23 protein-coding genes and 1 other annotated feature are annotated in these 22,426 nt (G+C 40.7%); of the genes, 20 read left to right on the top strand and 3 right to left on the bottom strand.

Going from position 1 to position 22,426, the window contains the following annotated elements; all coding sequences use genetic code 11:
• Positions 1-67: 67 nt before the first annotated feature.
• Together AC20OE_RS11155 and AC20OE_RS11150 are read left to right on the top strand one after the other, a co-directional pair.
• Positions 68-1,030 (top strand): BMP family ABC transporter substrate-binding protein, encoded by a 963-nt coding sequence (locus tag AC20OE_RS11155; RefSeq protein ID WP_058838840.1) that lies wholly within the window; start codon positions 68-70, stop codon positions 1,028-1,030.
• 13 nt (positions 1,031-1,043) lie between these two features.
• Positions 1,044-1,241, top strand: coding sequence for a ComZ family protein (locus AC20OE_RS11150; protein ID WP_487268855.1), 198 nt, complete (start codon positions 1,044-1,046; stop codon positions 1,239-1,241).
• Between the two features lie 10 nt (positions 1,242-1,251).
• Here AC20OE_RS11150 and AC20OE_RS11145 read toward each other — a convergent pair whose 3' ends face one another.
• Positions 1,252-1,485 (bottom strand): hypothetical protein, encoded by a 234-nt coding sequence (locus AC20OE_RS11145; RefSeq protein WP_058838841.1) that lies wholly within the window; start codon positions 1,483-1,485, stop codon positions 1,252-1,254.
• Positions 1,486-1,656: 171 nt separating this feature from the next.
• Between AC20OE_RS11145 and AC20OE_RS11140 the strand changes: the two genes are divergently transcribed.
• From AC20OE_RS11140 to AC20OE_RS11100, 9 genes are all read left to right on the top strand, one after another.
• Positions 1,657-2,595, top strand: coding sequence for a beta-ketoacyl-ACP synthase III (locus tag AC20OE_RS11140; protein ID WP_024425052.1), 939 nt, complete (start codon positions 1,657-1,659; stop codon positions 2,593-2,595).
• A 21-nt stretch (positions 2,596-2,616) separates the two neighbouring features.
• Complete coding sequence (gene fabF, locus AC20OE_RS11135; protein WP_039177794.1) at positions 2,617-3,858, top strand: beta-ketoacyl-ACP synthase II; 1,242 nt, start codon at positions 2,617-2,619, stop codon at positions 3,856-3,858.
• Positions 3,859-3,937: 79 nt separating this feature from the next.
• Positions 3,938-4,741 (top strand): DUF2268 domain-containing putative Zn-dependent protease, encoded by an 804-nt coding sequence (locus tag AC20OE_RS11130; RefSeq protein WP_039177797.1) that lies wholly within the window; start codon positions 3,938-3,940, stop codon positions 4,739-4,741.
• A gap of 149 nt (positions 4,742-4,890) precedes the next feature.
• Positions 4,891-5,871, top strand: coding sequence for an ABC transporter ATP-binding protein (locus AC20OE_RS11125; protein WP_039177799.1), 981 nt, complete (start codon positions 4,891-4,893; stop codon positions 5,869-5,871).
• Entirely contained in the window at positions 5,868-6,890 is a 1,023-nt protein-coding gene (locus tag AC20OE_RS11120) for an ABC transporter ATP-binding protein (RefSeq protein WP_487268854.1), read from the top strand. The genes AC20OE_RS11125 and AC20OE_RS11120 overlap by 4 nt, the downstream gene beginning before the upstream one ends.
• Before the next feature lie 85 nt (positions 6,891-6,975).
• Entirely contained in the window at positions 6,976-8,610 is a 1,635-nt protein-coding gene (locus AC20OE_RS11115; RefSeq protein WP_039177804.1) for a peptide-binding protein, read from the top strand.
• 215 nt (positions 8,611-8,825) lie between these two features.
• Positions 8,826-9,776: an ABC transporter permease gene (locus AC20OE_RS11110; protein ID WP_034621771.1), complete on the top strand. Its 951-nt coding sequence runs from the start codon at positions 8,826-8,828 to the stop codon at positions 9,774-9,776.
• Between the two features lie 33 nt (positions 9,777-9,809).
• Positions 9,810-10,709 (top strand): oligopeptide ABC transporter permease, encoded by a 900-nt coding sequence (gene opp4C, locus AC20OE_RS11105; RefSeq protein ID WP_080772319.1) that lies wholly within the window; start codon positions 9,810-9,812, stop codon positions 10,707-10,709.
• A 157-nt stretch (positions 10,710-10,866) separates the two neighbouring features.
• Positions 10,867-11,619 carry a YjbA family protein gene (locus AC20OE_RS11100; RefSeq protein ID WP_039177811.1) on the top strand — a complete coding sequence of 251 codons (753 nt, stop codon included), beginning with the start codon at positions 10,867-10,869 and terminating at the stop codon, positions 11,617-11,619.
• Positions 11,620-11,654: 35 nt separating this feature from the next.
• Here AC20OE_RS11100 and trpS read toward each other — a convergent pair whose 3' ends face one another.
• Positions 11,655-12,650 carry a tryptophan--tRNA ligase gene (trpS, locus tag AC20OE_RS11095; RefSeq protein ID WP_024425046.1) on the bottom strand — a complete coding sequence of 332 codons (996 nt, stop codon included), beginning with the start codon at positions 12,648-12,650 and terminating at the stop codon, positions 11,655-11,657.
• A 53-nt stretch (positions 12,651-12,703) separates the two neighbouring features.
• Positions 12,704-12,924 (bottom strand) — a binding site (T-box leader).
• A gap of 482 nt (positions 12,925-13,406) precedes the next feature.
• Between trpS and AC20OE_RS11090 the strand changes: the two genes are divergently transcribed.
• The 8 genes from AC20OE_RS11090 to spxA all read left to right on the top strand — a co-directional run bounded on the left by AC20OE_RS11090 (position 13,407) and on the right by spxA (position 20,734).
• Positions 13,407-15,044 carry a peptide ABC transporter substrate-binding protein gene (locus tag AC20OE_RS11090; RefSeq protein WP_048238481.1) on the top strand — a complete coding sequence of 546 codons (1,638 nt, stop codon included), beginning with the start codon at positions 13,407-13,409 and terminating at the stop codon, positions 15,042-15,044.
• A gap of 116 nt (positions 15,045-15,160) precedes the next feature.
• Positions 15,161-16,105 carry an ABC transporter permease gene (locus AC20OE_RS11085; RefSeq protein ID WP_047201795.1) on the top strand — a complete coding sequence of 315 codons (945 nt, stop codon included), beginning with the start codon at positions 15,161-15,163 and terminating at the stop codon, positions 16,103-16,105.
• 3 nt (positions 16,106-16,108) lie between these two features.
• Positions 16,109-17,026: an ABC transporter permease gene (locus AC20OE_RS11080; RefSeq protein ID WP_047201796.1), complete on the top strand. Its 918-nt coding sequence runs from the start codon at positions 16,109-16,111 to the stop codon at positions 17,024-17,026.
• Between the two features lie 12 nt (positions 17,027-17,038).
• Positions 17,039-18,118: an ABC transporter ATP-binding protein gene (locus AC20OE_RS11075; RefSeq protein ID WP_064498299.1), complete on the top strand. Its 1,080-nt coding sequence runs from the start codon at positions 17,039-17,041 to the stop codon at positions 18,116-18,118.
• Between the two features lies 1 nt (position 18,119).
• The gene (locus tag AC20OE_RS11070) at positions 18,120-19,040 is read left to right on the top strand and encodes an ABC transporter ATP-binding protein (protein ID WP_059374939.1); all 921 of its coding nucleotides are present in this window, start codon (positions 18,120-18,122) and stop codon (positions 19,038-19,040) included.
• 101 nt (positions 19,041-19,141) lie between these two features.
• Complete coding sequence (locus AC20OE_RS11065; RefSeq protein ID WP_059374947.1) at positions 19,142-19,429, top strand: hypothetical protein; 288 nt, start codon at positions 19,142-19,144, stop codon at positions 19,427-19,429.
• 137 nt (positions 19,430-19,566) lie between these two features.
• Complete coding sequence (locus AC20OE_RS11060; protein ID WP_024425040.1) at positions 19,567-20,145, top strand: GNAT family N-acetyltransferase; 579 nt, start codon at positions 19,567-19,569, stop codon at positions 20,143-20,145.
• Positions 20,146-20,338: 193 nt separating this feature from the next.
• Positions 20,339-20,734 carry a transcriptional regulator SpxA gene (gene spxA / locus AC20OE_RS11055; RefSeq protein WP_003211421.1) on the top strand — a complete coding sequence of 132 codons (396 nt, stop codon included), beginning with the start codon at positions 20,339-20,341 and terminating at the stop codon, positions 20,732-20,734.
• A gap of 39 nt (positions 20,735-20,773) precedes the next feature.
• Here the strand turns inward: spxA and AC20OE_RS11050 are convergent, their stop codons facing one another.
• The gene (locus AC20OE_RS11050; protein ID WP_059374948.1) at positions 20,774-21,439 is read right to left on the bottom strand and encodes a TerC family protein; all 666 of its coding nucleotides are present in this window, start codon (positions 21,437-21,439) and stop codon (positions 20,774-20,776) included.
• Between the two features lie 264 nt (positions 21,440-21,703).
• Here AC20OE_RS11050 and mecA point away from each other — a divergent pair, with 264 nt between their 5' ends.
• Positions 21,704-22,369, top strand: coding sequence for an adaptor protein MecA (mecA, locus tag AC20OE_RS11045; RefSeq protein ID WP_024425038.1), 666 nt, complete (start codon positions 21,704-21,706; stop codon positions 22,367-22,369).
• Positions 22,370-22,426 lie beyond the last annotated feature (57 nt).

The following is a 22,426-nucleotide window of genomic DNA, read 5'->3' as shown; positions in this document are numbered from 1 at the left end:
ATAAAATAAACCTATATTTAACATACAGGTTCATCACTGCATGTTGCAAAAGGGAGTTGAACATGGCATGAAGTACCAGCGGCTTGTCATGATCTTTTCGTTCCTTCTTCTATTATCTGCCTGCTCGCAGGCGCCTTTAAAAGGAAAAATTGAGAAGGTGGGTTTACTCGTCCCCGATACGATCAATGATCAAGTTTGGGGAACGAAAGGTTATAAAGGCTTATTAAGTATCCAATCAACATTTGGTGTAGATGTTTATTATAAGGAAGGAATGGTCGACAAGGAGAAAATCGTTGATGCCATTGAAGAATTCCATAAAAAAGGAGTCAATTTGATTATTGGCCATGGCAATGAATACAGTGAAATTTTCAACTTGATCAGTGAAGATTATCCAAACATACAATTTATTACGGTCAATGGAAACAAGCCTCAGGCGGACAATGTCACAAACGTGACATTTAAAGGTGAAGCGATGGGCTTTTTCGGAGGCATGACAGCTGCACATATGTCTAAAACAAAAAAGATTGGTATTCTTGCTACATATGATTGGCAAAGTGAGGTAGACGGCTTTATCAAAGGGGCAAAATATCAAGATGAACATGTACAAGTGTTAGCAGAGTTTGTCGAAAACTGGGATGATGCTGACAAAGCGGTGGAGCTCTATCAAAAATTAAAAAAGCAGGGCGTAGATGTTGTGTATCCCGCAGGTGATGGTTATAATATCCCTGTCATTGAACAAATCAAAGCCGATAATTTATCAGCGATCGGGTACGTGACCGATCAATCCAACCTCGGAAGTCATACGGTTTTAACGAGCACTGTCCAGCATGTTGATAAAGCGTACAGCATCATTGCAAAGAAATTTAATGAAGGCAAGCTAAATGAACAAGGTGAGTACTCCTTTGATTTTAAAGAAGGAGTGATCGAGATGGGGAAATTTAGCACCACCATTGACGACGCTTTTGTGAAAGACATTGAAAGTGATATTGCGTCTTACAAAAAAACTGGCAAACTGCCAAATGAAAAGTGAGGAGACGACGATCATGCAGCACGAAAAATCGATGGAATTTTTACAAATTGCCATGAAGTATTTTCCGCAGGCAAAGGAAGAATTAGATAAAGTAGGGATTCAGCTTGAGCCTGAAGCGCTTCAGCCGCTGCTAACATTATTTACATCTGTCATGCAGGAAGCATACGAGCTTGGAAAAGCAGATGCAGAATCAGAAAAAGCCACAGAATAGTGGCTTTTTTTTATGATAATTTTTTCTTGAAGGCACTAATCATAGGACCAACATCTTTAAACACAGGCTTCAGCTCATCGATGGAGTTCATAATGTTCCCAATTTGATTCATGACATGCATGTAGTCAATTGAGTCATCACTTGAAGATGTCTCCGCACGTTCCTCCTTTGCCTCTGACTTGGTTTTCTCCTTTTCAATCGGCTGTCCAAACATCATTGCTGAGAAAATATCTTTTTGCGCCATATCACATGTTCCTTTCTACTATTGGTATATATCATTAATCTATGAAAAAAGTGAGAGGAAAGGTTAGACGTTTGTATTGCCAAGAAGAAAAAAATAAGGTAAAATTAGTACCAGATACTAATATAAGATCACAATATCACATGCTCGTATGAGTAAAAGGAGTCTTATTCAATGAATGCTGGAATTATTGGCCTTGGCCGCTATATACCTGAAAAAGTATTAACAAATCATGATTTAGAAAAAATGGTTGAAACTTCTGACGAGTGGATTCGTACTAGAACAGGTATAGAAGAAAGAAGAATTGCATCTGATGATGTCAATACATCTCATATGGCGCTTGCTGCTGCAAAAAAAGCATTAGCTGACGCAGATGTGGCTGCAGAAGATATCGATATGATTCTTGTGGCAACAGTCACGCCAGATCAAGCATTTCCGACAGTCGCTTGTATGATTCAAGAGCAGCTCGGTGCACATAAAGCATGTGCAATGGATATTAGCGCTGCGTGTGCTGGCTTTATGTATGGGCTTGTTACTGGAAAACAATTTATCGAATCAGGAACTTACAAACACGTGCTTGTCGTCGGTGTTGAAAAACTTTCTCGCATTACCGACTGGGATGACCGCAATACAGCTGTTTTGTTTGGAGATGGAGCTGGCGCTGCTGTGCTGGGAGAAGTCAGCGAAGGCAAAGGAATTCTATCATTTGAACTCGGAGCAGATGGAAGCGGCGGGAAGCACTTGTACTTAGATGAAAAAGATCATACAATCATGAATGGACGAGAAGTATTTAAATTTGCTGTAAGACAAATGGGCGAGTCAAGTGTAAACGTCATTGAAAAAGCTGGACTATCAAAAGAAGACGTTGACTTCTTGATCCCGCATCAAGCAAATATTCGCATTATGGAAGCAGCACGCGAACGCTTAGAGCTGCCAGTTGAAAAAATGTCGAAGACTGTCCATAAATATGGAAACACATCAGCAGCTTCTATTCCAATTTCACTATGTGAAGAAATCGAAGCCGGAAAAATTCATGACGGCGATGTGATTGTAATGGTTGGTTTTGGCGGCGGATTAACTTGGGGCGCAATCGCTATGCGATGGGGCCGATAAAAGAGTGGGGTGCACAAATTAATGGATAAGAAACGAGTAGTTGTTACAGGATTAGGTGCTTTGACACCACTTGGCAACGATGTAGAGTCAACATGGAAAAATGCTTTAGCGGGTGTATCAGGGGTTGGACCGATTACACGTGTCGATTCAAGTGAATATACCGCAAAAGTAGCAGCAGAACTAAAAGATTTTAACATTGAAGATTACATGGAGAAAAAAGAGGCGCGAAAAATGGCACGCTTTACGCAATATGCAGTCGTTGCTGCTCAAAAGGCGCTCGAAGATTCACGTCTTGAAATCACAGATGAAATCGCACCGCGTGTTGGTGTATGGGTTGGGTCTGGTATTGGCGGACTTGAAACATTTGAAGAGCAGTTCGAAGTGTATTCAAATAAAGGGGCAAGACGCGTCAGTCCATTCTTCGTCCCAATGATGATTCCTGATATGGCGACAGGCCAAATCTCTATTGCACTTGGCGCAAAAGGAGTTAACTCTTGTACAGTGACAGCATGTGCAACAGGTACAAACTCAATTGGTGATGCATTTAAAGTCATTCAGCGCGGAGATGCAGATGCAATGATCACAGGCGGAACAGAAGCGCCGTTAACAAAAATGTCGTTTGCAGGTTTCTGTGCGAACAAAGCCCTTTCGACAAATCCTGATCCAAAGACAGCAAGCCGTCCGTTCGACAAAAACCGTGACGGATTTGTCATGGGTGAAGGTGCAGGGATTATTGTTCTTGAAGAACTTGAGCATGCGTTAAAACGTGGTGCGACCATTTATGCTGAAATCGTTGGTTATGGTTCAACTGGAGATGCCTACCATATTACGGCGCCAGCTCCAAACGGTGAAGGCGGCGTCCGTGCAATGCAAGAAGCGATTCGAGATGCAGGTTTGTCTGTGGAAGACATTGATTATATCAATGCCCATGGCACAAGCACACCTTACAATGATAAATTTGAAACAATGGCGATTAAAGAAGTGTTCGGAGAGCATGCGAACCAGCTTGCAATCAGTTCAACAAAATCAATGACAGGTCACTTACTTGGCGCAGCAGGCGGAGTAGAAGCTATTTTCTCTGTTCTTGCGATTAAAGACAGCGTCATTCCTCCGACCATTAATCTTGAAACACCGGATGAAGAATGTGATCTTGATTATGTAGCAAATGAAGCACGTTCAAAAGAAGTACAAGTTGCTTTAAGTAACTCACTTGGTTTTGGCGGGCATAATGCGACAATTATTTTCAAAAAATACGAAGCGTAATACTTCCTGAGAAAGCGCGGCGGTCGATAAACAGATCGCCGCTTTTTTGCATATGATGAAAATGGAGGTGTTCAGCGGTATGGGTCTGATCAATACACAATATCTCATTCATCAATCATCATCATTTCAGGAGCTTGCGGCGCGCTTTATTCCTTATTTTAAAGGGGCAGAGGAAAAAGAATGGTCGTCTATCCTCGCTCACCTGCAGCATCACGGGATGGTTCGGTCTTGGAGCTCGTGTAAAAACATGATCGACAAGCTCAAAGAAAAAGGGTACTTCAAGCTTGTCATGAAAGAATACCAAACGCTTCAAAAAGAGTGGGAAGGTCCTGACATCCCTGTGTTTATTTTACCTGTCAACGAGAGCAGCAGAGAAATCAGAGAGCAATTTTATTATCAATCCGGCATGGCATTTGATGACAAGGTCTTTCTTTTTTTGTCTCCAAATACCCCGAAGGAGCGAATCGGTACATTGCTGACTCACGAGTATCACCATGTATGCAGGCTGCATTTTCTCTCAAAAGAAGAAAAAGACTTTACATTCCTCGATACAATCATGATGGAGGGGCTCGCTGAATATGCTGTGTATCATAGATATGGTGAAAGCTATACAGCGAAATGGACCACCTTCTATAGCGAATCCCAGCTTCAGCGCATGTACAAGAAATGGGTATCCAGTCATCTTGATCAAAAAGTCCAGGACGACGAAAGGCTGATACAGAATCTTCTTTATGGAAAAGGGAACTACCCTAAAATGCTTGGTTACGCCACCGGGTTTTATATCGTGAAAAAATATTTTAATGAGCACCGAATCAGCGAGGAGTCTATGATTGCAGAGCCGTCAGAAACTTTTTTAAAAGCGATAGAATCAAAAAGTGAGTAATTCACATAAAAAGAGACATATTACAAATTTACTAAATACTTCTTGATTTCGTCATAGCGATGTAATAATATACAAATAATTCTTTTTATTTTAAAAAGACGGAATATTCAGGTTCGATTCTATTGATCTATGGAGAAAGGGGCGAATGAATGAGCACGCTGCTTGAAGTGCAAAACTTAAAAACATATTTTTTTCGAAAAAAGGAACCGATACCTGCTGTTGATGGCGTTGATTTCAGCATCAACAGAGGAGAAACTGTCGCATTAGTCGGTGAGTCTGGATCTGGCAAAAGCATTACGTCCTTATCCATTATGGGTCTGATTCATGGAACTGGTGGGAAAATTATGGACGGTTCTATCAAACTTGATGGAAAGGACCTTGTTACATATAGTGAAAAGGAATTATGCAGCATCCGTGGTAATGAAGTATCTATGATCTTTCAGGAACCCATGACCTCACTTAATCCCGTCTTAACCATCGGAGAACAAATAACAGAAATCCTCATCTATCACAAAAAATTTTCAAAAAAAGAAGCGGTCAAAAAAGCGGTTGATCTGCTGAAGCTTGTTGGTTTTTCCCGTCCGGAGCAAATCATGAAAGATTATCCGCATCGATTATCAGGCGGCATGCGGCAAAGAGTAATGATTGCCATAGCGCTCAGCTGTGATCCGAAGCTTCTCATTGCAGATGAACCGACAACAGCCCTGGATGTGACCATTCAAGCACAGGTCCTCACATTAATGAAAGATTTATGCTCTACCTTTGGTACTTCTATTCTTCTTATCACACATGATTTAGGTGTCGTGTCTGAAGTAGCAGATCGAGTGATTGTCATGTACTGCGGACAGGTTGTTGAAAATGGAACCGTGGAAGAGTTGTTTGAACAGCCGCTTCATCCTTACACAGAAGGGCTGCTTGAATCAATTCCTGTCATTGACGGAGACATCCAGCCGTTAACAGCTATCAAAGGAAATGTTCCTGCGCCAGATCAGCTTCCAGCCGGCTGCCGCTTTGCTCCTAGATGTCCGCAAGTGAAGGAACGCTGCCTGGGTGAACTGCCTAAGCTGAGAACATTTGAAGATGGCAGAAGCGTCAGATGTTTCTTATATGAGGAGGCAGATCAAACATGACCCTTGCTCAAAATCAAACACAAATAACGGAATTACCAGAGAAAGAAACGATTCTTGAACTGAATCAGATTCGAAAACATTTTCCGATTAAAGCGGGTGTCTTTCAGAAAAAAGTCGGTGCAGTAAAAGCTGTTGACGGCATAGACTTGAAGATTTATAAAGGTGAAACGTTAGGTATTGTCGGGGAGTCAGGATGCGGTAAATCCACATTAGGACGGACGATGATTCGTCTATATGAACCAACTGACGGTCAAATCTTTTTTAAAGGGCAAGACATCACGCGCGTATCAGAATCAAAGCTAAGACAATCTACACGAAAAAACATCCAAATGGTTTTTCAAGATCCCTTTGCATCACTCAACCCTAGAAAAACACTTCGAAGCATCATCAAAGAACCCTACAAAACACATCACTTATATTCCTTAAAAGAAAGAAATGAAAAAGTAGAACAGCTTTTATCAAAGGTAGGCCTTCATCCAAGCTTTGCGAACCGCTATCCCCATGAATTTTCAGGCGGGCAGAGGCAGCGAATCGGCATCGCTCGTGCGCTTGCCATGAATCCCGACATGATCATCGCAGATGAGCCTATATCAGCACTTGATGTATCCATTCAGGCGCAGGTCATTAATCTAATGGAGGAGCTTCAGGAGGAATTTGACCTTACCTATCTATTTATCTCTCACGATTTAAGTGTGGTCAGGCATATTAGCGATAGAGTCGGCGTCATGTATCTCGGCAAAATGATGGAGCTTGCCGATAAACATAGTCTGTACGATGAACCGCTCCATCCATATACACAGGCTCTGCTTTCTTCCGTTCCTGTCACCCGTAAAAAAGGGCAGGTGAAAAGAGAACGCATTATGCTGCAAGGCGACCTGCCGAGTCCTGCAAATCCGCCAAAAGGCTGCGTATTTCACACAAGATGCCCGCATGCGAAAGAAATCTGTAAAGAAAAAGTACCAGCATTTCAGGAGTTAAAAACGAACCACTTTGTTGCCTGCCACCTCTACAACGCTTGATCAAGCTTGTATGATCTCATCTTTGAGAGGGGGGATGAAACAGGATTCTGTCATGATTTTTAAAAAAGAATAGGGGGAATTGTCTATGAAAGTTAGAAATAGAAAGTCCATTTTGGTCAGTTTACTGCTGATTTTTACATTAATCCTAGCTGCTTGTTCTGGTGGAAATAAAACATCTGGAGACAGTGAAAAGAAATCCACTGGTAAACCGGTACAAGGCGGAGATCTTGTCATCGGTTCAATTGCAGAGCCAACATTATTTAACTCTCTGTATTCTACAGATGTGGCAAGCTCTGATATTGAAGAAAGAATCTACAGCTTCTTACTTCAAACAGACGGAAAGCTGAACCCTCAGCTATCGCTGGCAGAGGATATTAAAGAATCGGATGACGGCAAGCAGTTTGATGTCACCATTAAAAAAGGTGTGAAGTTTCATGATGGTGAAGAACTGACTGCTGATGATGTTGTGTTTACATACAGCATTCCAATCAATAAGGACTACAATGGGGAGCGCGGATCAGGCTTTGAAGTATTAGAGTCTGTTAAAAAGACAGGGGACTACTCGATCGAATTCAAGCTCAATAAAAAAGATCCTTATTTTTATAATGTTACATTAGGAAGCTACGGCATTTTACCTAAGCATATTTTAGGTGATGTGCCTATAAAGGATCTCGGTGAAAACGAATTTAACCGAAAAAAACCAATCGGTTCTGGTCCATTTAAATTTGCAGAGTGGAAAGAAGGAGACTACGTCAAACTAGAAGCCTTTGACGATTATTGGGATGGACGCCCATACCTTGATACCGTCACGATTAAAACGATTCCTGACCAAAATGCAGCCATTGCTCAGCTGTCAGCAGGCGATATTGATTTCTTTGCTGTACCAGGAGCAGAGCTGCAAACAGCTGAAAAAGTCAGCAACATTAAAATTGAATCTGACCTAGGCCTGAATTATTCATACATTGGCTGGAACCAGAAAAATGAACTTTTTAAGAGTAAAAAGGTTCGCCAAGCGCTGACACATGCCATTGATCGTCAAACGATTGTTGACCAAGTGTTAGATGGAGACGGCAAAGTAGCTAACATTCCAGAAAGTCCGCTGTCCTGGAACTATCCAAAGGATGAAAGTGTTCCAGTATTTGAATTTGATCAAGAAAAAGCGAAAAAGATGCTGAAAGAAGAGGGCTGGGAGGATACAGATGGAGATGGCTATCTTGATAAGGATGGCAAGAAATTCTCCTTTGTCATAAAGACCAACCAAGGAAATAAAGTTCGTGAAGATATCGCTGTCGTTGTCCAGCAGCAGCTCAAAGAAATTGGTGTGGAAGCGAAGCCGCAAATTGTGGAATTCAGTGCACTCATTGAGCAGACGACACCGCCTAAATGGGATTATGATGCGCTGCTGCTCGGCTGGAGCCTTGCGACATTCCCTGATCAATTTAGCATTTTCCACTCAAGCCAGTCAGAAAAAGGCTTAAATAACATCTGGTATAAAAATAAAGAGGTCGATAAGCTGTTAGTCGATGCTAAAAAATTAAGCGATCGAAAAGATTATTCAAAGGCATATGAAAAAATTTATAAACTGATCGCAGAGGATCAGCCATATACGTTCCTTTACTATGCTAACTCACATCGCGCTATGCCATCTAATCTTCAAGGCTATTCTTACCACCCGAAAGATGAGTATTACAAAATCGAAAAATGGTGGCTTGAACAGTAGGCTGATAGTGAAGAGGGGGAGGATTCTCCCCTTTCACCGTGAGAACAATTCCTTGCATTTGGTGTCCGGTCTTTGCGTGGTGCTAATCGCGCTCTGCATCAGCACGAGAATTCAAGGGGGTTATATCACGCTGAAAAGAAGACAAAGGGCTAAAATAACTTCATTTTAGCCTTTTTTTCACAGAATGGCGATCCGATGAAAAAGGAGTTGTGTATATGGTTACATATATCATTAGAAGGACATTGCTCTCTATTCCTATTTTATTAGGGATTACCATTTTGTCCTTTGCCATTATGAAAGCAGCACCAGGCGATCCGATGTCACTCATGATGGACCCTACCATTAGTGCGGCAGACCGGGAAGCATTTATTGATAAGTACGGCTTGAATGATCCGGAATATGTGCAATATATGAAATGGCTTGGCAATATGCTTCAAGGTGACTTTGGCACATCCATTGTCAAAAAGGGAACGCCCGTGGCTGATTTGATTTTTGCCCGGCTGCCAAATACCCTCATCCTCATGATTTTTTCTACATTAGTTGCCCTGCTGATCGCCATCCCATTTGGTGTTCTTTCAGCAAAACGTCCGTATACAAAGCTTGACTATGGGATTACGGTTACATCTTTTATCGGACTGGCTATTCCAAACTTTTGGTTTGGTCTCATCCTCATTATGGTTTTATCCGTGAACCTAGGGTGGTTCCCGACTGGCGGAGTCTCTACCTTGAATGCTGATTTTAATGTGTTTGATCGGCTCCATCACATTATTTTACCTGCCTTTGTTTTAGCAACGGCTGATATGGCAGGGCTGACCCGGTACACAAGGTCGAGTATGCTTGATGTCATGAGACAGGATTACATTCGCACCGCAAGAGCGAAAGGCTTTAGAGAAAACAAAGTTATTTTTAAACATGGTTTACGGAACGGTCTTATGCCTGTCATAACGATTTTCGGATTGATGATACCATCCTTTATTGGCGGCGCAGTCGTGGTGGAACAAATCTTCACCTGGCCTGGACTTGGAAAGCTGTTCATTGATTCTGCCTTTTCGAGAGATTATCCGGTCATTATGGCGATGACCGTTATTTCCGCAGTGCTCGTGGTGGTGGGGAATTTAATAGCGGATATTTTATATGCGATCGTTGATCCGCGTATTGAATATTAGAAGGGAGCTGAAGGACAATTGGCACAGCCTAATATGGGAACACCTCCTGTTGATATCAAATTAAAGGAGGGCCTTCCGCCAAAGCCAGAGACAATGCTGCGTTTATTTTGCGAGAAATTTTTCAAAAATAAATTGGCAGTTGCCGGCTCCGTGATCTTATTGGTCATTATTTTTTCTGCCATTTTTGCTCCAGTGATCGCTCCATATGCACCAGAGCATCAAGATTTATTGAAGCGGCTCCAGCCGCCAAGTGCTGAGCATTTTATGGGGACAGACAAGTTTGGCCGCGATATTTTCTCAAGGGTGCTATATGGCGCGCGCGTTTCTTTATTGGTCGGTTTCGTCTCGGTGGTTGGTGCAATCACTATTGGAACTGTCGTTGGCGCGGTCGCGGGGTATTTCAAAGGGTTTGTTGATTCCTTGTTAATGAGGTTTGTGGATGTCGTGTTGTCGATTCCAGATATTTTTCTATTGATCACGCTCGTCACCATTTTCAAACCGGGCATTGATAAATTGATTTTAATCTTTGCTCTGACTGGCTGGACAACAACCGCCAGGCTCATTCGCAGTGAATTCTTATCACTTCGAACAAGAGAATTCGTACTCGCGGCAAGAACCATTGGAACGAAAAATCATGTCATCATCTTTTCGCATATTTTACCGAACTGTATCGGTCCTATTATTGTGTCAGCTACATTAAAAGTAGGCTCTGTCATTTTAGCTGAATCAACGCTCAGCTACCTTGGCTTTGGTATTCAGCCACCAACGGCAAGCTGGGGCAACATGCTGCAAGATGCACAAAATTTCTCGATTATGGTGCAAGCGTGGTGGTACCCGCTTTTCCCAGGCTTACTCATTTTGCTGACTGTTTTATGCTTTAATTTTTTAGGAGATGGGCTGAGAGATGCGCTTGATCCTAAAAAGCTGAAGTAAGGTTTAAAGGGGCTCTGCGTGCGCTCTCCGTTTCCTGAATGAAATAAAGACACGAAGCCGTCATTCATCCAGCTTGAAGTTTTGATAAAGTTGGAATAATTTCTCTATCCCTTGCCCATACTGTGGACAACAGTTTTTATAAAGTGAGGGATTGGTTATGTTATTTCTTCATGACGTATGGGTGAATTGGTTTGAAGGGGAAGAAAATGGCTACAATGTGTGTCATTTTCATGAGTGGCGTAAGGAGGACAGCGTTGAGCTGTTAGATCAAGTGCCTTTACTTAAGGTGCAGAGTCCTTTGTTTGATTACATAGAGAATGATCTTTCAGAGCTGCCAAAGACGCTGCTAGAGTCTGTATTTGAGAAATCATATATTCGAAAAAATCATGAGCGCCGTAAATTAGAGTATTGCTTTGTAGTCACAGATGGCATACGAATCATTGCCGTGGATACGATTGGGTATTCCATTCCTGTGAGAAAAAGCCGCTTGATCCCAAGGCAGGAGCAATTGGTCTATGAAATGGTGAAAGATGTGAAAGCAGAAGAATATGAATTCTCTAAGGACAGTCTTGAATCGACGAAGGAGTACCACATTCTATCACTGCCGCCGCAGCATATCAGCGGATTAACGAGAAAAGAAAGACAGCTGAAGCAGCTGATGTTTATGGCGCTCGATCAATTAAAGGGGCTCCAAAACAGGGCGGAGATTGCGTATTGGTATACGGAATGGAACCCGCGCATGTACAACCAAATCAAACGAATGTCATTCGAAGAGATTTGGAACATGCTTTACAATGAAACGATTGATGGGTGGTCAGAGAATCATTTAGCCTTCTGTGAAAAAATGATTAAAGGACAGCCATTTTTCGAAAAGCTTTGGGAAATGGAAAACGAATCAAAAGTAAATTAGAAAAAGCTTGCAGCGGGTAGTGCTGCAAGCTTTTTTTATTTGCGTTTTCTGCCAAGACCCATCGCATTCTCCATTTTTTTCAGCATTTTGTTTGCTGCGCGGTTTGCTTTTTCAGCACCTTCGTCTAGAATACGGTCAAGCTCGTCTGATTCAATCAGTTCATAGTAACGATCTTGAATTGGTTTTAAAGCATCAACGACAACGTTCGCAAGATCTCCTTTAAACTCACCATATCCTTTGCCTTCGTACTTTTGCTCCAGCTCTGCAATCGATATGTTGCCTAATACAGAATAAATCGTCAGCAAGTTGGCAATTCCAGGCTTGTTCTCTTTGTCATACTTGACGATGCCTTCTGAATCCGTCACAGCACTTTTGATTTTCTTTTCAAGCTGCTTTGGTTCATCTAATAAGGTAATGAAGGATTTTTGGTTCGGATCGGATTTGCTCATTTTTTTCGTTGGATCTGTTAAAGACATTATCCGAGCGCCTTCTTTTGGAATTTTCACTTCAGGCACAGTGAAGATGTCATTGTATTTTCGGTTAAAGCGTTCAGCAAGCGTTCTAGTCAATTCAAGATGCTGCTTTTGGTCTTCTCCAACAGGGACTAAATCAGTACCATATAATAAGATATCGCCTGCCATTAATGGGGGATACGTTAATAGGCCTGAAACAACGGCTTCCTTACCAGCGGATTTGTCCTTAAATTGGGTCATTCTTTCTAATTCTCCAATATAAGCAACACATTGCAGCATCCATCCTGCCTGGGCGTGAGCAGGTACCTCTGATTGGATAAACAATGTTGCCTTCTCTGGATCAAGTCCAACGGCTAAATAAAGAGCTGCTAAGCTTCTAATATTTTGGCGGAGAGCTAATCGGTCCTGACTCACTGTAATCGCATGCTGATCTACGACACAAAAATAGCCATTATAGTCATGCTGCAAATCGACAAATTGCTTCATTGCTCCAATATAGTTCCCTAATGTGACAGAACCGCTCGGCTGAATGCCTGAAAAAATTGTCTTCTTTGTCATACTAAAACCTCTTTTCTTCAATATAAAAAGGCCCACCCATCACTTTTCAACAGAAAAGGGACGAATGAACCGTGGTACCACCCTTGTTATTTCACATAGAAATCACTCAAGACGTTGATAACGGAGACTGCTCCGTCTAAGCCTACTCACTTTTTTAGAAGTGTTCGGTTAGCTGCTCCAAAGCCCATTCCATACATGCCATTATCTGCTCACACCGGCCGCAGACTCTCTGTAAATGGTGAATATATGTACTCTTCTTTTTCATCGCAACAATATGTCTATCTATTATAAAGGATGCCCATGAAAAAGTCACGAAGCCATTATGTGACCTTCTCATCATGCCTATTGACACTTAAAATTTTAGATAAAATAACAAATATCTGTCAGAATTTTTTAAAAAAGGATGATTAATTATATGTATAAAACATTATTCCTGCTCAATTTGTTAAATTATTTTAATCAATTTACGCTTTAATTTGTTGAAGTGATTGAGACTTTAGTTTATAAAAATCCCTCTTTATCCCCATTTACGTTTTTAAAAAATATATGAAATTGATATTGCAATAAATTATTCTATTCATTATAATGAATTTGTTCACACGTTTGTGCTAGGCTCTTTACATAGTGAAAATTCAGAAAAAACAAAAGAAATAGAAAGTAAGCTGTTTAGGGACTTTTTTACGCTATTTCTTAAATCTGAATCTCATCTTCTATCGAGACCTTTGAACTAAAAACATATTATAAGGGGGAATACAGTTGAAAAAGCGTTGGTCTGTTGTTACTTTAATGCTTATTTTCACACTTGTATTAAGCGCTTGTGGTTTCAGCGGAAACAAATCAGGCGACAGCACGAGCAGTTCTGGAGAGGCTAAAACAACATTAAATGTGAATATCTCCACTGAGCCTTTTTCTCTACATCCGGGATTGGCAAATGATTCAACTTCAGGTAGTGTCATCCGTCAGACTTTTGAAGGATTAACAAGAATTAACGCTGAAGGAAAGCCAGAAAATGCAATGGCTTCTGATATCAAAACAAGTGCTGATGGTAAAACATACACATTCACACTTCGTGATGCAAAATGGTCTAATGGTGACCCTGTTACAGCTAAAGATTTCGAATATGCTTGGAAATGGGCATTAGATCCTAAAAATGAATCTCAATATGCTTACCAGCTTTACTATATTAAAGGTGCTGAAGCAGCAAACAAAGGGAAAGCGAAAGTTGCTGATGTTGGCATTAAAGCTAAAGACGACAAAACGCTTGTAGTTGAGCTAGAGAACCCAACACCGTTCTTTACTGAACTAACTGCATTCTATACGTATATGCCAGTCAACAAAAAAGTGGCTGAAAAGAATAAAAACTGGTACACAAATGCTGGTGAAAACTACGTATCTAACGGACCATTCGTTCTTTCTAAATGGAAACATGGCGGTTCTATCACGCTTGAAAAGAACAATGAATACTGGGATAAAGATACTGTGAAATTGAAAAAAATCAACATGTCTATGATCAAAGATACAAACACTGAGCTTAGCATGTTCAAAAAAGGCGAGCTTGACTGGGCTGGTTCTCCAACTGGAAGCCTTCCAACTGAGTCTTTAAAAACATTGAAAAAAGAAGGCGGTCTGAAAATCCAAACGATCGCTGGTATCTATAACTACAAATTCAACACAGAAGTAAAACCTTTAAACAATGCAAACATCCGTAAGGCCCTTGCATACTCAATCAACCGTCAAGCGATCGTTGACAAAATTACGCAAGGTGAACAAGTTCCAGCTATGGCAATCGTTCCACCAACAATGAATGGTTTCGAAGGCAACAAAACTGGCTACTTCAAAGATCATGATGTAGATACAGCTAAAAAACTTCTTGAAAAAGGTGCGAAAGAATTAGGTTATAAGTCTGTTTCTGATCTTCCAACATTGAAACTTTCTTACAACACAGATGAAGGCCACCAAAAGATTGCACAAGCAATTCAAGAAATGTGGAAAAAAGATTTAGGTGTGAAAGTTGAACTTGATAACTCTGAGTGGAACGTATACATCGACAAAATCCACAGTGGAGACTACCAAATTGGACGTATGGGCTGGTTAGGTGACTTCAACGATCCAGTGAACTTCCTTGAGCTTTACAAAGATAAAGACGGTGGAAACAACGACACTGGATGGGAAAGCAAAGAGTACAAACAATTGTTGAATGATTCTGCAAAAGAAACAGATAAAACAAAGCGTGAAGAAATGCTGAAAAAAGCAGAAGAAATCATCATCAACGATATGCCTGTAGCACCAATTTACTTCTACACTCAGCTTTGGGTACAAGATCCAAAACTTAAAGGTGTAGTTGTATCTGGACTAGGTGATGTTCAATACAAATGGGCACATTTCGAAAAGTAAGAGTCATAGTGTAAGAGATCTACGGCAAGGATCTTAAGGTATATGGAGGATGTCTCTCCATATACCTTTCTTGCTGATTAGAGAAATTGTTGTAAAATCATGGAGGTGCAATTCCGTTGCTTAAATATATCGGTAAGCGATTAATATATATTTTAATCACACTGTTTGTTATTGTAACTGCAACTTTCTTTCTCATGCAGGCAGCACCTGGTGGTCCATTCTCTGGAGAGAAGAAACTTCCTGCTGAAATTGAAGCAAACCTAAACGAGCACTACGGATTGGACAAGCCCTTATTTGTTCAATATGTAAGCTACTTAGGTTCAGTTGCAAAATTAGATTTTGGTCCCTCATTTAAATATAAAGGACAAACCGTAAATGACTTAATCAGTTCTGGATTCCCCGTTTCCTTTACCCTCGGAATTGAGGCAATTCTCCTCGCATTAGCATTTGGTGTATTGTTTGGGGTCCTTGCAGCGCTCTATCATAACAAGTGGCAAGACTATACGATTGCCATTTTAACGATCTTTGGAATCTCAGTTCCAAGTTTCATTTTAGCGGCGCTACTACAATATGTATTTGCATCTGAGGCAAGCATTATAGCGATCTTCCCAGTTGCAGGATGGGAGTCTTGGGCCAGCACCGTACTACCTTCTATTGCACTTTCCTTCATGCCAATGGCATTTATCGCTAGACTTGCACGGTCAAGTATGCTTGAAGTACTAAATAGTGACTACATTAGAACGGCTAGAGCGAAAGGATTAACAAAATCAGCTGTGACGATCAAACACGCCATCCGAAACGCATTGTTGCCTGTTATCACATACATGGGACCAATGGCTGCTTCAGTTTTAACAGGTAGTTTTGTCGTTGAGAAGATATTTGGTATTCCTGGATTAGGCTCTCACTTTGTCACAAGCATTACAAACCGTGATTACACTGTCATCATGGGTGTAACAGTCTTCTACAGTATTATTCTATTAGTCAGTATTCTAGTCGTTGACGTTCTCTACGGTATTATCGATCCTAGAATTAAACTGACGAAGGCGAAGAAAGGGGTCTAACACATGGAAGAGATGAGAAAAGATTTATTTGTGCCTGCGACAGCTGACGCAGCAGAATCTGAAAAAATTTCTAAACCTAGTCTATCTTTATGGAAGGATGCTATGCTTCGCTTCCGTGCCAATAAACTTGCAATGGTTGGACTCACAATCATTTTTATTATTGTGATGCTGGCCATCTTTGTTCCGATTTTTTCTAAATATGATTACTCTACGACCGATTTATTGAATGCTGACCAGCCGCCTTCAAAAGAGCACTGGTTCGGTACAGATGATTTAGGACGTGACATGTTTGTCCGTACATGGGTCGGGGCAAGAATTTCGATCTTCATCGGTCTTGCTGCAGCGCTCCTTGACGTAATCATCGGTATTATCTGGGGAAGTATTGCTGCGTTCAAAGGCGGCCGTACAGATGAAGTGATGATGCGTATTGCAGACGTTTTATGGGCAATTCCAACACTATTAATGGTTATCTTAATGATGGTTGTTCTGCCAAAAGGATTATTAACGATTATCCTCGCCATGACAGTCGTAGGCTGGATTAACATGGCACGGATTGTTCGGGGACAGGTTTTACAATTAAAGAGTCAAGAATACGTTCTTGCAGCACAAACATTAGGTGCGAAAACATCTAGACTTTTATTTAAACACTTAATTCCAAACTCAATGGGACCAATTCTTGTGACGATGACATTAACGATTCCTTCTGCTATCTTCACAGAGGCATTCCTAAGCTATTTAGGGCTTGGTGTACCTCAGCCATTAGCAAGCTGGGGAACAATGGCGTCTGACGGCATTCCAGCCATGACGTACTACCCTTGGAGATTATGGTTCCCAGCCGCATTTATCTGTATTACAATGTTTGGTTTTAACGTGGTTGGAGACGGACTAAGAGACGCTTTAGATCCGAAGTTGCGTAAATAAGGAGTGATTAGGATGGAACGTGAACGTATTCTAGAGGTGAAAGACCTTGCAATCTCATTTAAAACATATGGTGGAGAAGTTCAAGCCATTCGTGGTGTGAACTTCCACTTAAATAAAGGCGAGACACTGGCTATTGTAGGTGAATCTGGCTCTGGTAAAAGTGTGACATCACAAGCGATCATGAGACTAATTCCGATGCCGCCGGGTTATTTCAAGCGCGGACAGATCCTGTTTGATGGCCAAGATATTGTCAAGAAAACCGAGAAACAAATGCAAACCATTCGAGGAAAAGATATCTCAATGATCTTCCAAGATCCGATGACGTCTTTGAATCCAACGATGAAAGTCGGGAAGCAAATTACAGAAGTGCTGTTCAAGCATGAACAAATTTCAAAAGAAGCGGCTGAAAAAAGAGCCATTGAACTATTGGAGCTTGTAGGAATTCCAATGCCTGAAAAAAGAATCAAACAATATCCGCACGAATTTAGTGGCGGGATGAGACAAAGGGTTGTCATCGCCATGGCGCTTGCAGCAGATCCAAAGCTGTTGATTGCTGATGAGCCGACGACTGCACTTGATGTAACAATTCAAGCACAAATTTTAGAATTAATGAAAGAAATTCAGAAAAAGGTTGACACTTCGATTATCTTTATTACGCATGATCTAGGTGTTGTGGCCAACGTCGCTGATCGTGTAGCTGTTATGTATGCAGGACAGATTGTGGAGACAGGGACTGTTGATGAAATTTTCTACAATCCAAAGCATCCGTATACATGGGGACTTTTAGCATCAATGCCGAGTCTTGACACTGATGGTGGAGAAGAAGGAAAGCTGACTGCCATTCCAGGAACACCACCAGATCTGACAAACCCGCCGAAAGGAGATGCATTTGCACTCCGCAGCGATTATGCAATGAAAATTGACTTCGAACAAGAACCGCCAATGTTCAAAGTATCAGATACGCATTATGTGAAATCATGGCTACTTCATCCGAATGCACCTAAAGTTGAACCGCCTGCTTCTGTAAAGGCGAGAATGCGTGAACTAGAAGGTAGCTACGAAAAACCTGTATTAGTAAAAGAGGGTGAATAGCATGGCAGAAAAACTGTTAGAAATCAAAAATTTGAAGCAGCATTTCCATACAGCAAGAGGAACTGTGAAAGCAGTAGATGGGGTTTCATTTGATATTTACAAAGGTGAAACGCTTGGTCTTGTAGGTGAGTCTGGTTGTGGTAAATCCACTACGGGCCGTTCGATTATTAGACTTTATGATGCGACAGATGGTGAAGTTCTTTATAAAGGGGAAAATGTACACGGGAAGAAATCAAGACAAAAAATGCTTGAATTCAACCGTCAAATGCAGATGATCTTCCAAGATCCATATGCTTCACTCAACCCTAGAATGACAGTGCTTGATATCATTGCAGAGGGCATCGATATTCATGGTCTTGCGAAAACAAAAAAGGCGCGTAAAGAGCGTGTGATCCAATTACTTGAAACGGTTGGCTTGAACAAAGAGCATGCGAACAGATATCCGCATGAATTCTCAGGTGGTCAAAGGCAGCGTATCGGAATTGCACGTGCATTAGCAGTAGAGCCAGATTTCATCATCGCCGATGAACCAATCTCTGCATTAGACGTGTCGATCCAAGCGCAGGTCGTCAACTTATTGAAAGAGCTTCAAGAGGAAAAAGGCTTAACGTATTTATTCATTGCGCATGACCTGTCCATGGTAAAATACATCAGCGATCGTATCGGCGTGATGTATTTCGGAAAATTGGTTGAGCTGGCACCAGCGAATGAATTATACGAAAACCCGCTTCACCCATACACAAAATCATTATTGTCTGCGATTCCGCTTCCAGATCCTGATTATGAGCGTAACCGTAAACGAATCAAGTATGATCCATCTGTTCACAAAGGAACTAACACCGAGTTCCGTGAAGTGAAGCCAGGTCACTTTGTGAGCTGCACAGAGGAAGAATTCAAAGAGCTTCAGGCGAAACAATCATAAGAAGAGAGAAGCACTGCTAATGCAGTGCTTTTTTTATTTTACAAAAAAACAAGATGATGGTAATTTTTAGTTAAGTACAAGCAGATACCGGAGGAAATCAAATGTCCAATTGGAAAACCTATCGTTATTCATTGCTTCATGTTCTCATTGTATTCATACTATTTTCAACGTCTTTTTTCAGGAAACCAAACGGAGGAAAGTGGATGCTCTTGTTTATGGTGCTCATTGGGATTGTGTCTTTTTCAGTGGAATATATGCTTAACCGAAAGACAAGGGGGCAGAAGCAAGAAGCACGGCGTGTAAAATATCTTTATTTCATCATGTTGCAAATCACGATGACACTGATCTTGTTTGACTGTATTCAACTCGTCATGAATCGTTCGTTATAAAACTTTTTTTACGTTAATTGAAAAAAAGTGAAACTACTGAAGACTTTGCTGCGTCTTACTAGTACAGGCGTTTAAATAGCAGGAAATCGGGAATATCTAAGGAAGTGGTTCTTAACTATAGCATAAGGAGCAGATCCATGAATTGGTATGAAAAGCTCAGTGAATACTTCCCGATAGAAGAAATGAAGTCAAAAGAGCATATGGAAGCTTTATTAAAGGAAAGAAGTGATATTTATCATAAGGAGGAAGGACCTCATCATGTGATGATGTACGCCGAATTTGATTCTTTCATCTTTATTGATTATTTATTTGTTTCCAAAGATGCAAGAGGTGAAGGCCTCGGATCAAAGCTGATCCATAAGCTGAAGGAAAAAAAGAAACCGATCTTGCTTGAAGTCGAGCCTGTAGATGAAGATGATGCAGATACTGCAAAACGCCTAAAGTTTTACCAAAGAGAGCACTTCAAGCATGCAGAATCAATCGGTTATAAACGCAGGTCACTTGCAACAAATGAAGTGAACCGCATGGAAATTCTTTATTGGTCGCCTCTTACAAATCATGAGGAAGAGATCATGGAAGCCATGAGGAAGACCTATGAACGAATTCATACGTATAAAGATGAAGAATGGTATGGACAATCGTATGAGGATGTTGATGATGTATTGAAGATCATTGAAAATAGAAAGCAAAAAAATATTTTCGATCATCTCGACTAAATGAGAATGTTCTGACATCAAGCAGCACCACAAAATGAATGAAATTGTCTAGTTTTTGTCACAAAAATTGCAAGAAAATCTGTTCACACTTACTTTTTTATAGTATAATCACTATAAAGATTACTTATTTAGAACAATTTTAATTTAAGAATACAGATCAATATTCATTCTACAAATTGAGGAGTGAAGATTTATGGTAACATTATACACATCACCAAGCTGTACATCATGTAGAAAAGCAAGAGCGTGGTTAGAAGAGCACAATATCCCATATCAAGAGAGAAACATTTTTTCTGAGCCTCTTTCAATCGATGAAATCAAAGAAATTCTTCGAATGACAGAAGACGGTACAGACGAAATTATCTCAACACGTTCAAAAGTATTCCAAAAACTAAATGTCAATGTTGAGACAATGCCGCTTCAACAATTGTATAAACTAATCAATGAGCATCCAGGTCTTTTACGTCGTCCAATTATCTTGGATGAAAAAAGATTACAAGTTGGGTACAATGAAGATGAAATTAGACGTTTCTTGCCAAGAACGGTTCGTACATTCCAACTTAGAGAAGCTCAGCGACTTGCTAACTAATATAAACACGAAAAGCTGCCGATCATTTGGCAGCTTTTTTTATTTGGTTTCAGCCGTTTGTTCGTAAAAGAGGCTGGCTAATATGACCACTATGACGGTTAAGAACGGAAGCAACAATTCAAGCGTGGCATGCTGTGACATAAATTCAGTCAATTTTACATCACGCACAATCATTTCTCCGCCAGTAAAGGCCAATAGCGCACTTCCTCCGTATAAAAGAAACGGAAATTTGGTCAAAGCTGCATGAATCAGCTTGCTTCCCCAAATAATAATCGGTACAGAAATCATGAGGCCAAAAGCGGTCAGAAGCATGTTGCCTTTTGCCGCACCTGCAACTGCGATGACATTATCAAGTGACATAAAGAGGTCGGCAATCACAATGGTTTGCACCGCACGCCAAAGGGAGCCGCTGCTCTTAATCCGAATCGATTCCTTCTTTTGTTCAATTAACAGATTGTATCCTATATAAAGGAGAAAAAGACCGCCAACAAACTGCAAATAAGGGATAGTCAATAAATAAACGGCGGCACCAGTCATTGTAATTCTCATCAGCACGGCTAAAAGTGTGCCGATCCAAATGGCTTTATTGCGTTTATCATGTGATAAATTTCGACTGGCCATTGCAATGATGAGCGCATTATCTCCGCCTAAAATCAGGTCTATGCCAATAATCATCAGTAAGGATACGATCCACTCTGTTTCCATCCAATTCACCTCATGTCCCAAATAGAGCTCGTACAACCAATATATGAAGACAATTCAAATATATGTTTCTGCAAGTTTTCTCTGCAAAAAATGCGTTTTTATTTCTTTTATTCATGTTTTATCATAAAATAGACAGTACGAAGCAATACCTCAATTCTTTAAACGGTTAACATGTAGACGGAACGGGTAAAGTGTAGTAAAGTACTATTAATTGGGAGCTTGTATGTCCCTTCAACATCTTATATAGAAGGGAAGGTTGGCAAAATGGAAATCGAAAGAATAAATGAACATACAGTCAAATTTTATATTTCCTACGGTGATATTGAAGATCGCGGATTTGACCGTGAAGAGATTTGGTATAATCGTGAGCGCAGTGAAGAGCTGTTTTGGGAAGTAATGGACGAAGTGCACGAAGAAGAAGAATTTGCAGTAGAGGGACCGCTTTGGATTCAAGTACAGGCACTTGACAAAGGTCTTGAAATTGTCGTGACAAAAGCCCAACTTTCTAAAGATGGACAAAAGCTCGAATTGCCGATTCCAGAAGATAAAAAAGATCAAACAGATGAAGAAAGCTTAGACGCACTGCTTGATGATTTTCATAAAGAAGAGCAAGATCAAGAAGACCATAATGAGAAGGACAAAAAACTTCAACTTCAATTCGTGTTGAAAATGGATGATTTTGAAGATTTGATTGCACTTTCTCAATTAAATATGCAGGATTTTACCACAAGTTTATATTCGTTTGAAAACCGTTATTATCTATATGTTGACTTCCACGAGGATTTGTCAGATGAGCAAGTGGAGAATAAGCTCAGCATTTTGCTTGAATATGCTCATGAATCAGTTGTCAGCATCTACAGACTGAAAGAATACGGTCAGCTGATTATCGAAGGGAATGCCCTTGAAACGATTCAACAGCACTTCTCGTAACTAACAAAAAGTCGATTTCTATAGAGGAATCGGCTTTTTTATCTGAATGAATAGGTA

The sequence above is a fragment of the Bacillus sp. SRI_025 genome (assembly GCF_057592095.1).
The sequence above is the reverse complement of the archived record's forward strand: the minus strand, read 5'-3'. Positions and strand labels throughout refer to the sequence as shown.

Bases quoted from the DNA above. Each gene is read 5' to 3' on its own strand.
- spxA (WP_003211421.1), top strand. From the start codon at position 20,339: ATGGTAACATTATACACATCACCAAGCTGTACATCATGTAGAAAAGCA.
- AC20OE_RS11075 (WP_064498299.1), top strand. From the start codon at position 17,039: ATGGAACGTGAACGTATTCTAGAGGTGAAAGACCTTGCAATCTCATTT.
- AC20OE_RS11145 (WP_058838841.1), bottom strand. From the start codon at position 1,485: ATGGCGCAAAAAGATATTTTCTCAGCAATGATGTTTGGACAGCCGATT.
- AC20OE_RS11110 (WP_034621771.1), top strand. From the start codon at position 8,826: ATGGTTACATATATCATTAGAAGGACATTGCTCTCTATTCCTATTTTA.
- AC20OE_RS11130 (WP_039177797.1), top strand. From the start codon at position 3,938: ATGGGTCTGATCAATACACAATATCTCATTCATCAATCATCATCATTT.
- mecA (WP_024425038.1), top strand. From the start codon at position 21,704: ATGGAAATCGAAAGAATAAATGAACATACAGTCAAATTTTATATTTCC.
- AC20OE_RS11065 (WP_059374947.1), top strand. From the start codon at position 19,142: ATGTCCAATTGGAAAACCTATCGTTATTCATTGCTTCATGTTCTCATT.
- trpS (WP_024425046.1), bottom strand. From the start codon at position 12,650: ATGACAAAGAAGACAATTTTTTCAGGCATTCAGCCGAGCGGTTCTGTC.
- AC20OE_RS11060 (WP_024425040.1), top strand. From the start codon at position 19,567: ATGAATTGGTATGAAAAGCTCAGTGAATACTTCCCGATAGAAGAAATG.
- AC20OE_RS11150 (WP_487268855.1), top strand. From the start codon at position 1,044: ATGCAGCACGAAAAATCGATGGAATTTTTACAAATTGCCATGAAGTAT.
- AC20OE_RS11155 (WP_058838840.1), top strand. From the start codon at position 68: ATGAAGTACCAGCGGCTTGTCATGATCTTTTCGTTCCTTCTTCTATTA.
- opp4C (WP_080772319.1), top strand. From the start codon at position 9,810: ATGGGAACACCTCCTGTTGATATCAAATTAAAGGAGGGCCTTCCGCCA.
- AC20OE_RS11120 (WP_487268854.1), top strand. From the start codon at position 5,868: ATGACCCTTGCTCAAAATCAAACACAAATAACGGAATTACCAGAGAAA.
- AC20OE_RS11080 (WP_047201796.1), top strand. From the start codon at position 16,109: ATGGAAGAGATGAGAAAAGATTTATTTGTGCCTGCGACAGCTGACGCA.
- AC20OE_RS11070 (WP_059374939.1), top strand. From the start codon at position 18,120: ATGGCAGAAAAACTGTTAGAAATCAAAAATTTGAAGCAGCATTTCCAT.
- fabF (WP_039177794.1), top strand. From the start codon at position 2,617: ATGGATAAGAAACGAGTAGTTGTTACAGGATTAGGTGCTTTGACACCA.
- AC20OE_RS11115 (WP_039177804.1), top strand. From the start codon at position 6,976: ATGAAAGTTAGAAATAGAAAGTCCATTTTGGTCAGTTTACTGCTGATT.
- AC20OE_RS11100 (WP_039177811.1), top strand. From the start codon at position 10,867: ATGTTATTTCTTCATGACGTATGGGTGAATTGGTTTGAAGGGGAAGAA.
- AC20OE_RS11125 (WP_039177799.1), top strand. From the start codon at position 4,891: ATGAGCACGCTGCTTGAAGTGCAAAACTTAAAAACATATTTTTTTCGA.
- AC20OE_RS11140 (WP_024425052.1), top strand. From the start codon at position 1,657: ATGAATGCTGGAATTATTGGCCTTGGCCGCTATATACCTGAAAAAGTA.
- AC20OE_RS11050 (WP_059374948.1), bottom strand. From the start codon at position 21,439: ATGGAAACAGAGTGGATCGTATCCTTACTGATGATTATTGGCATAGAC.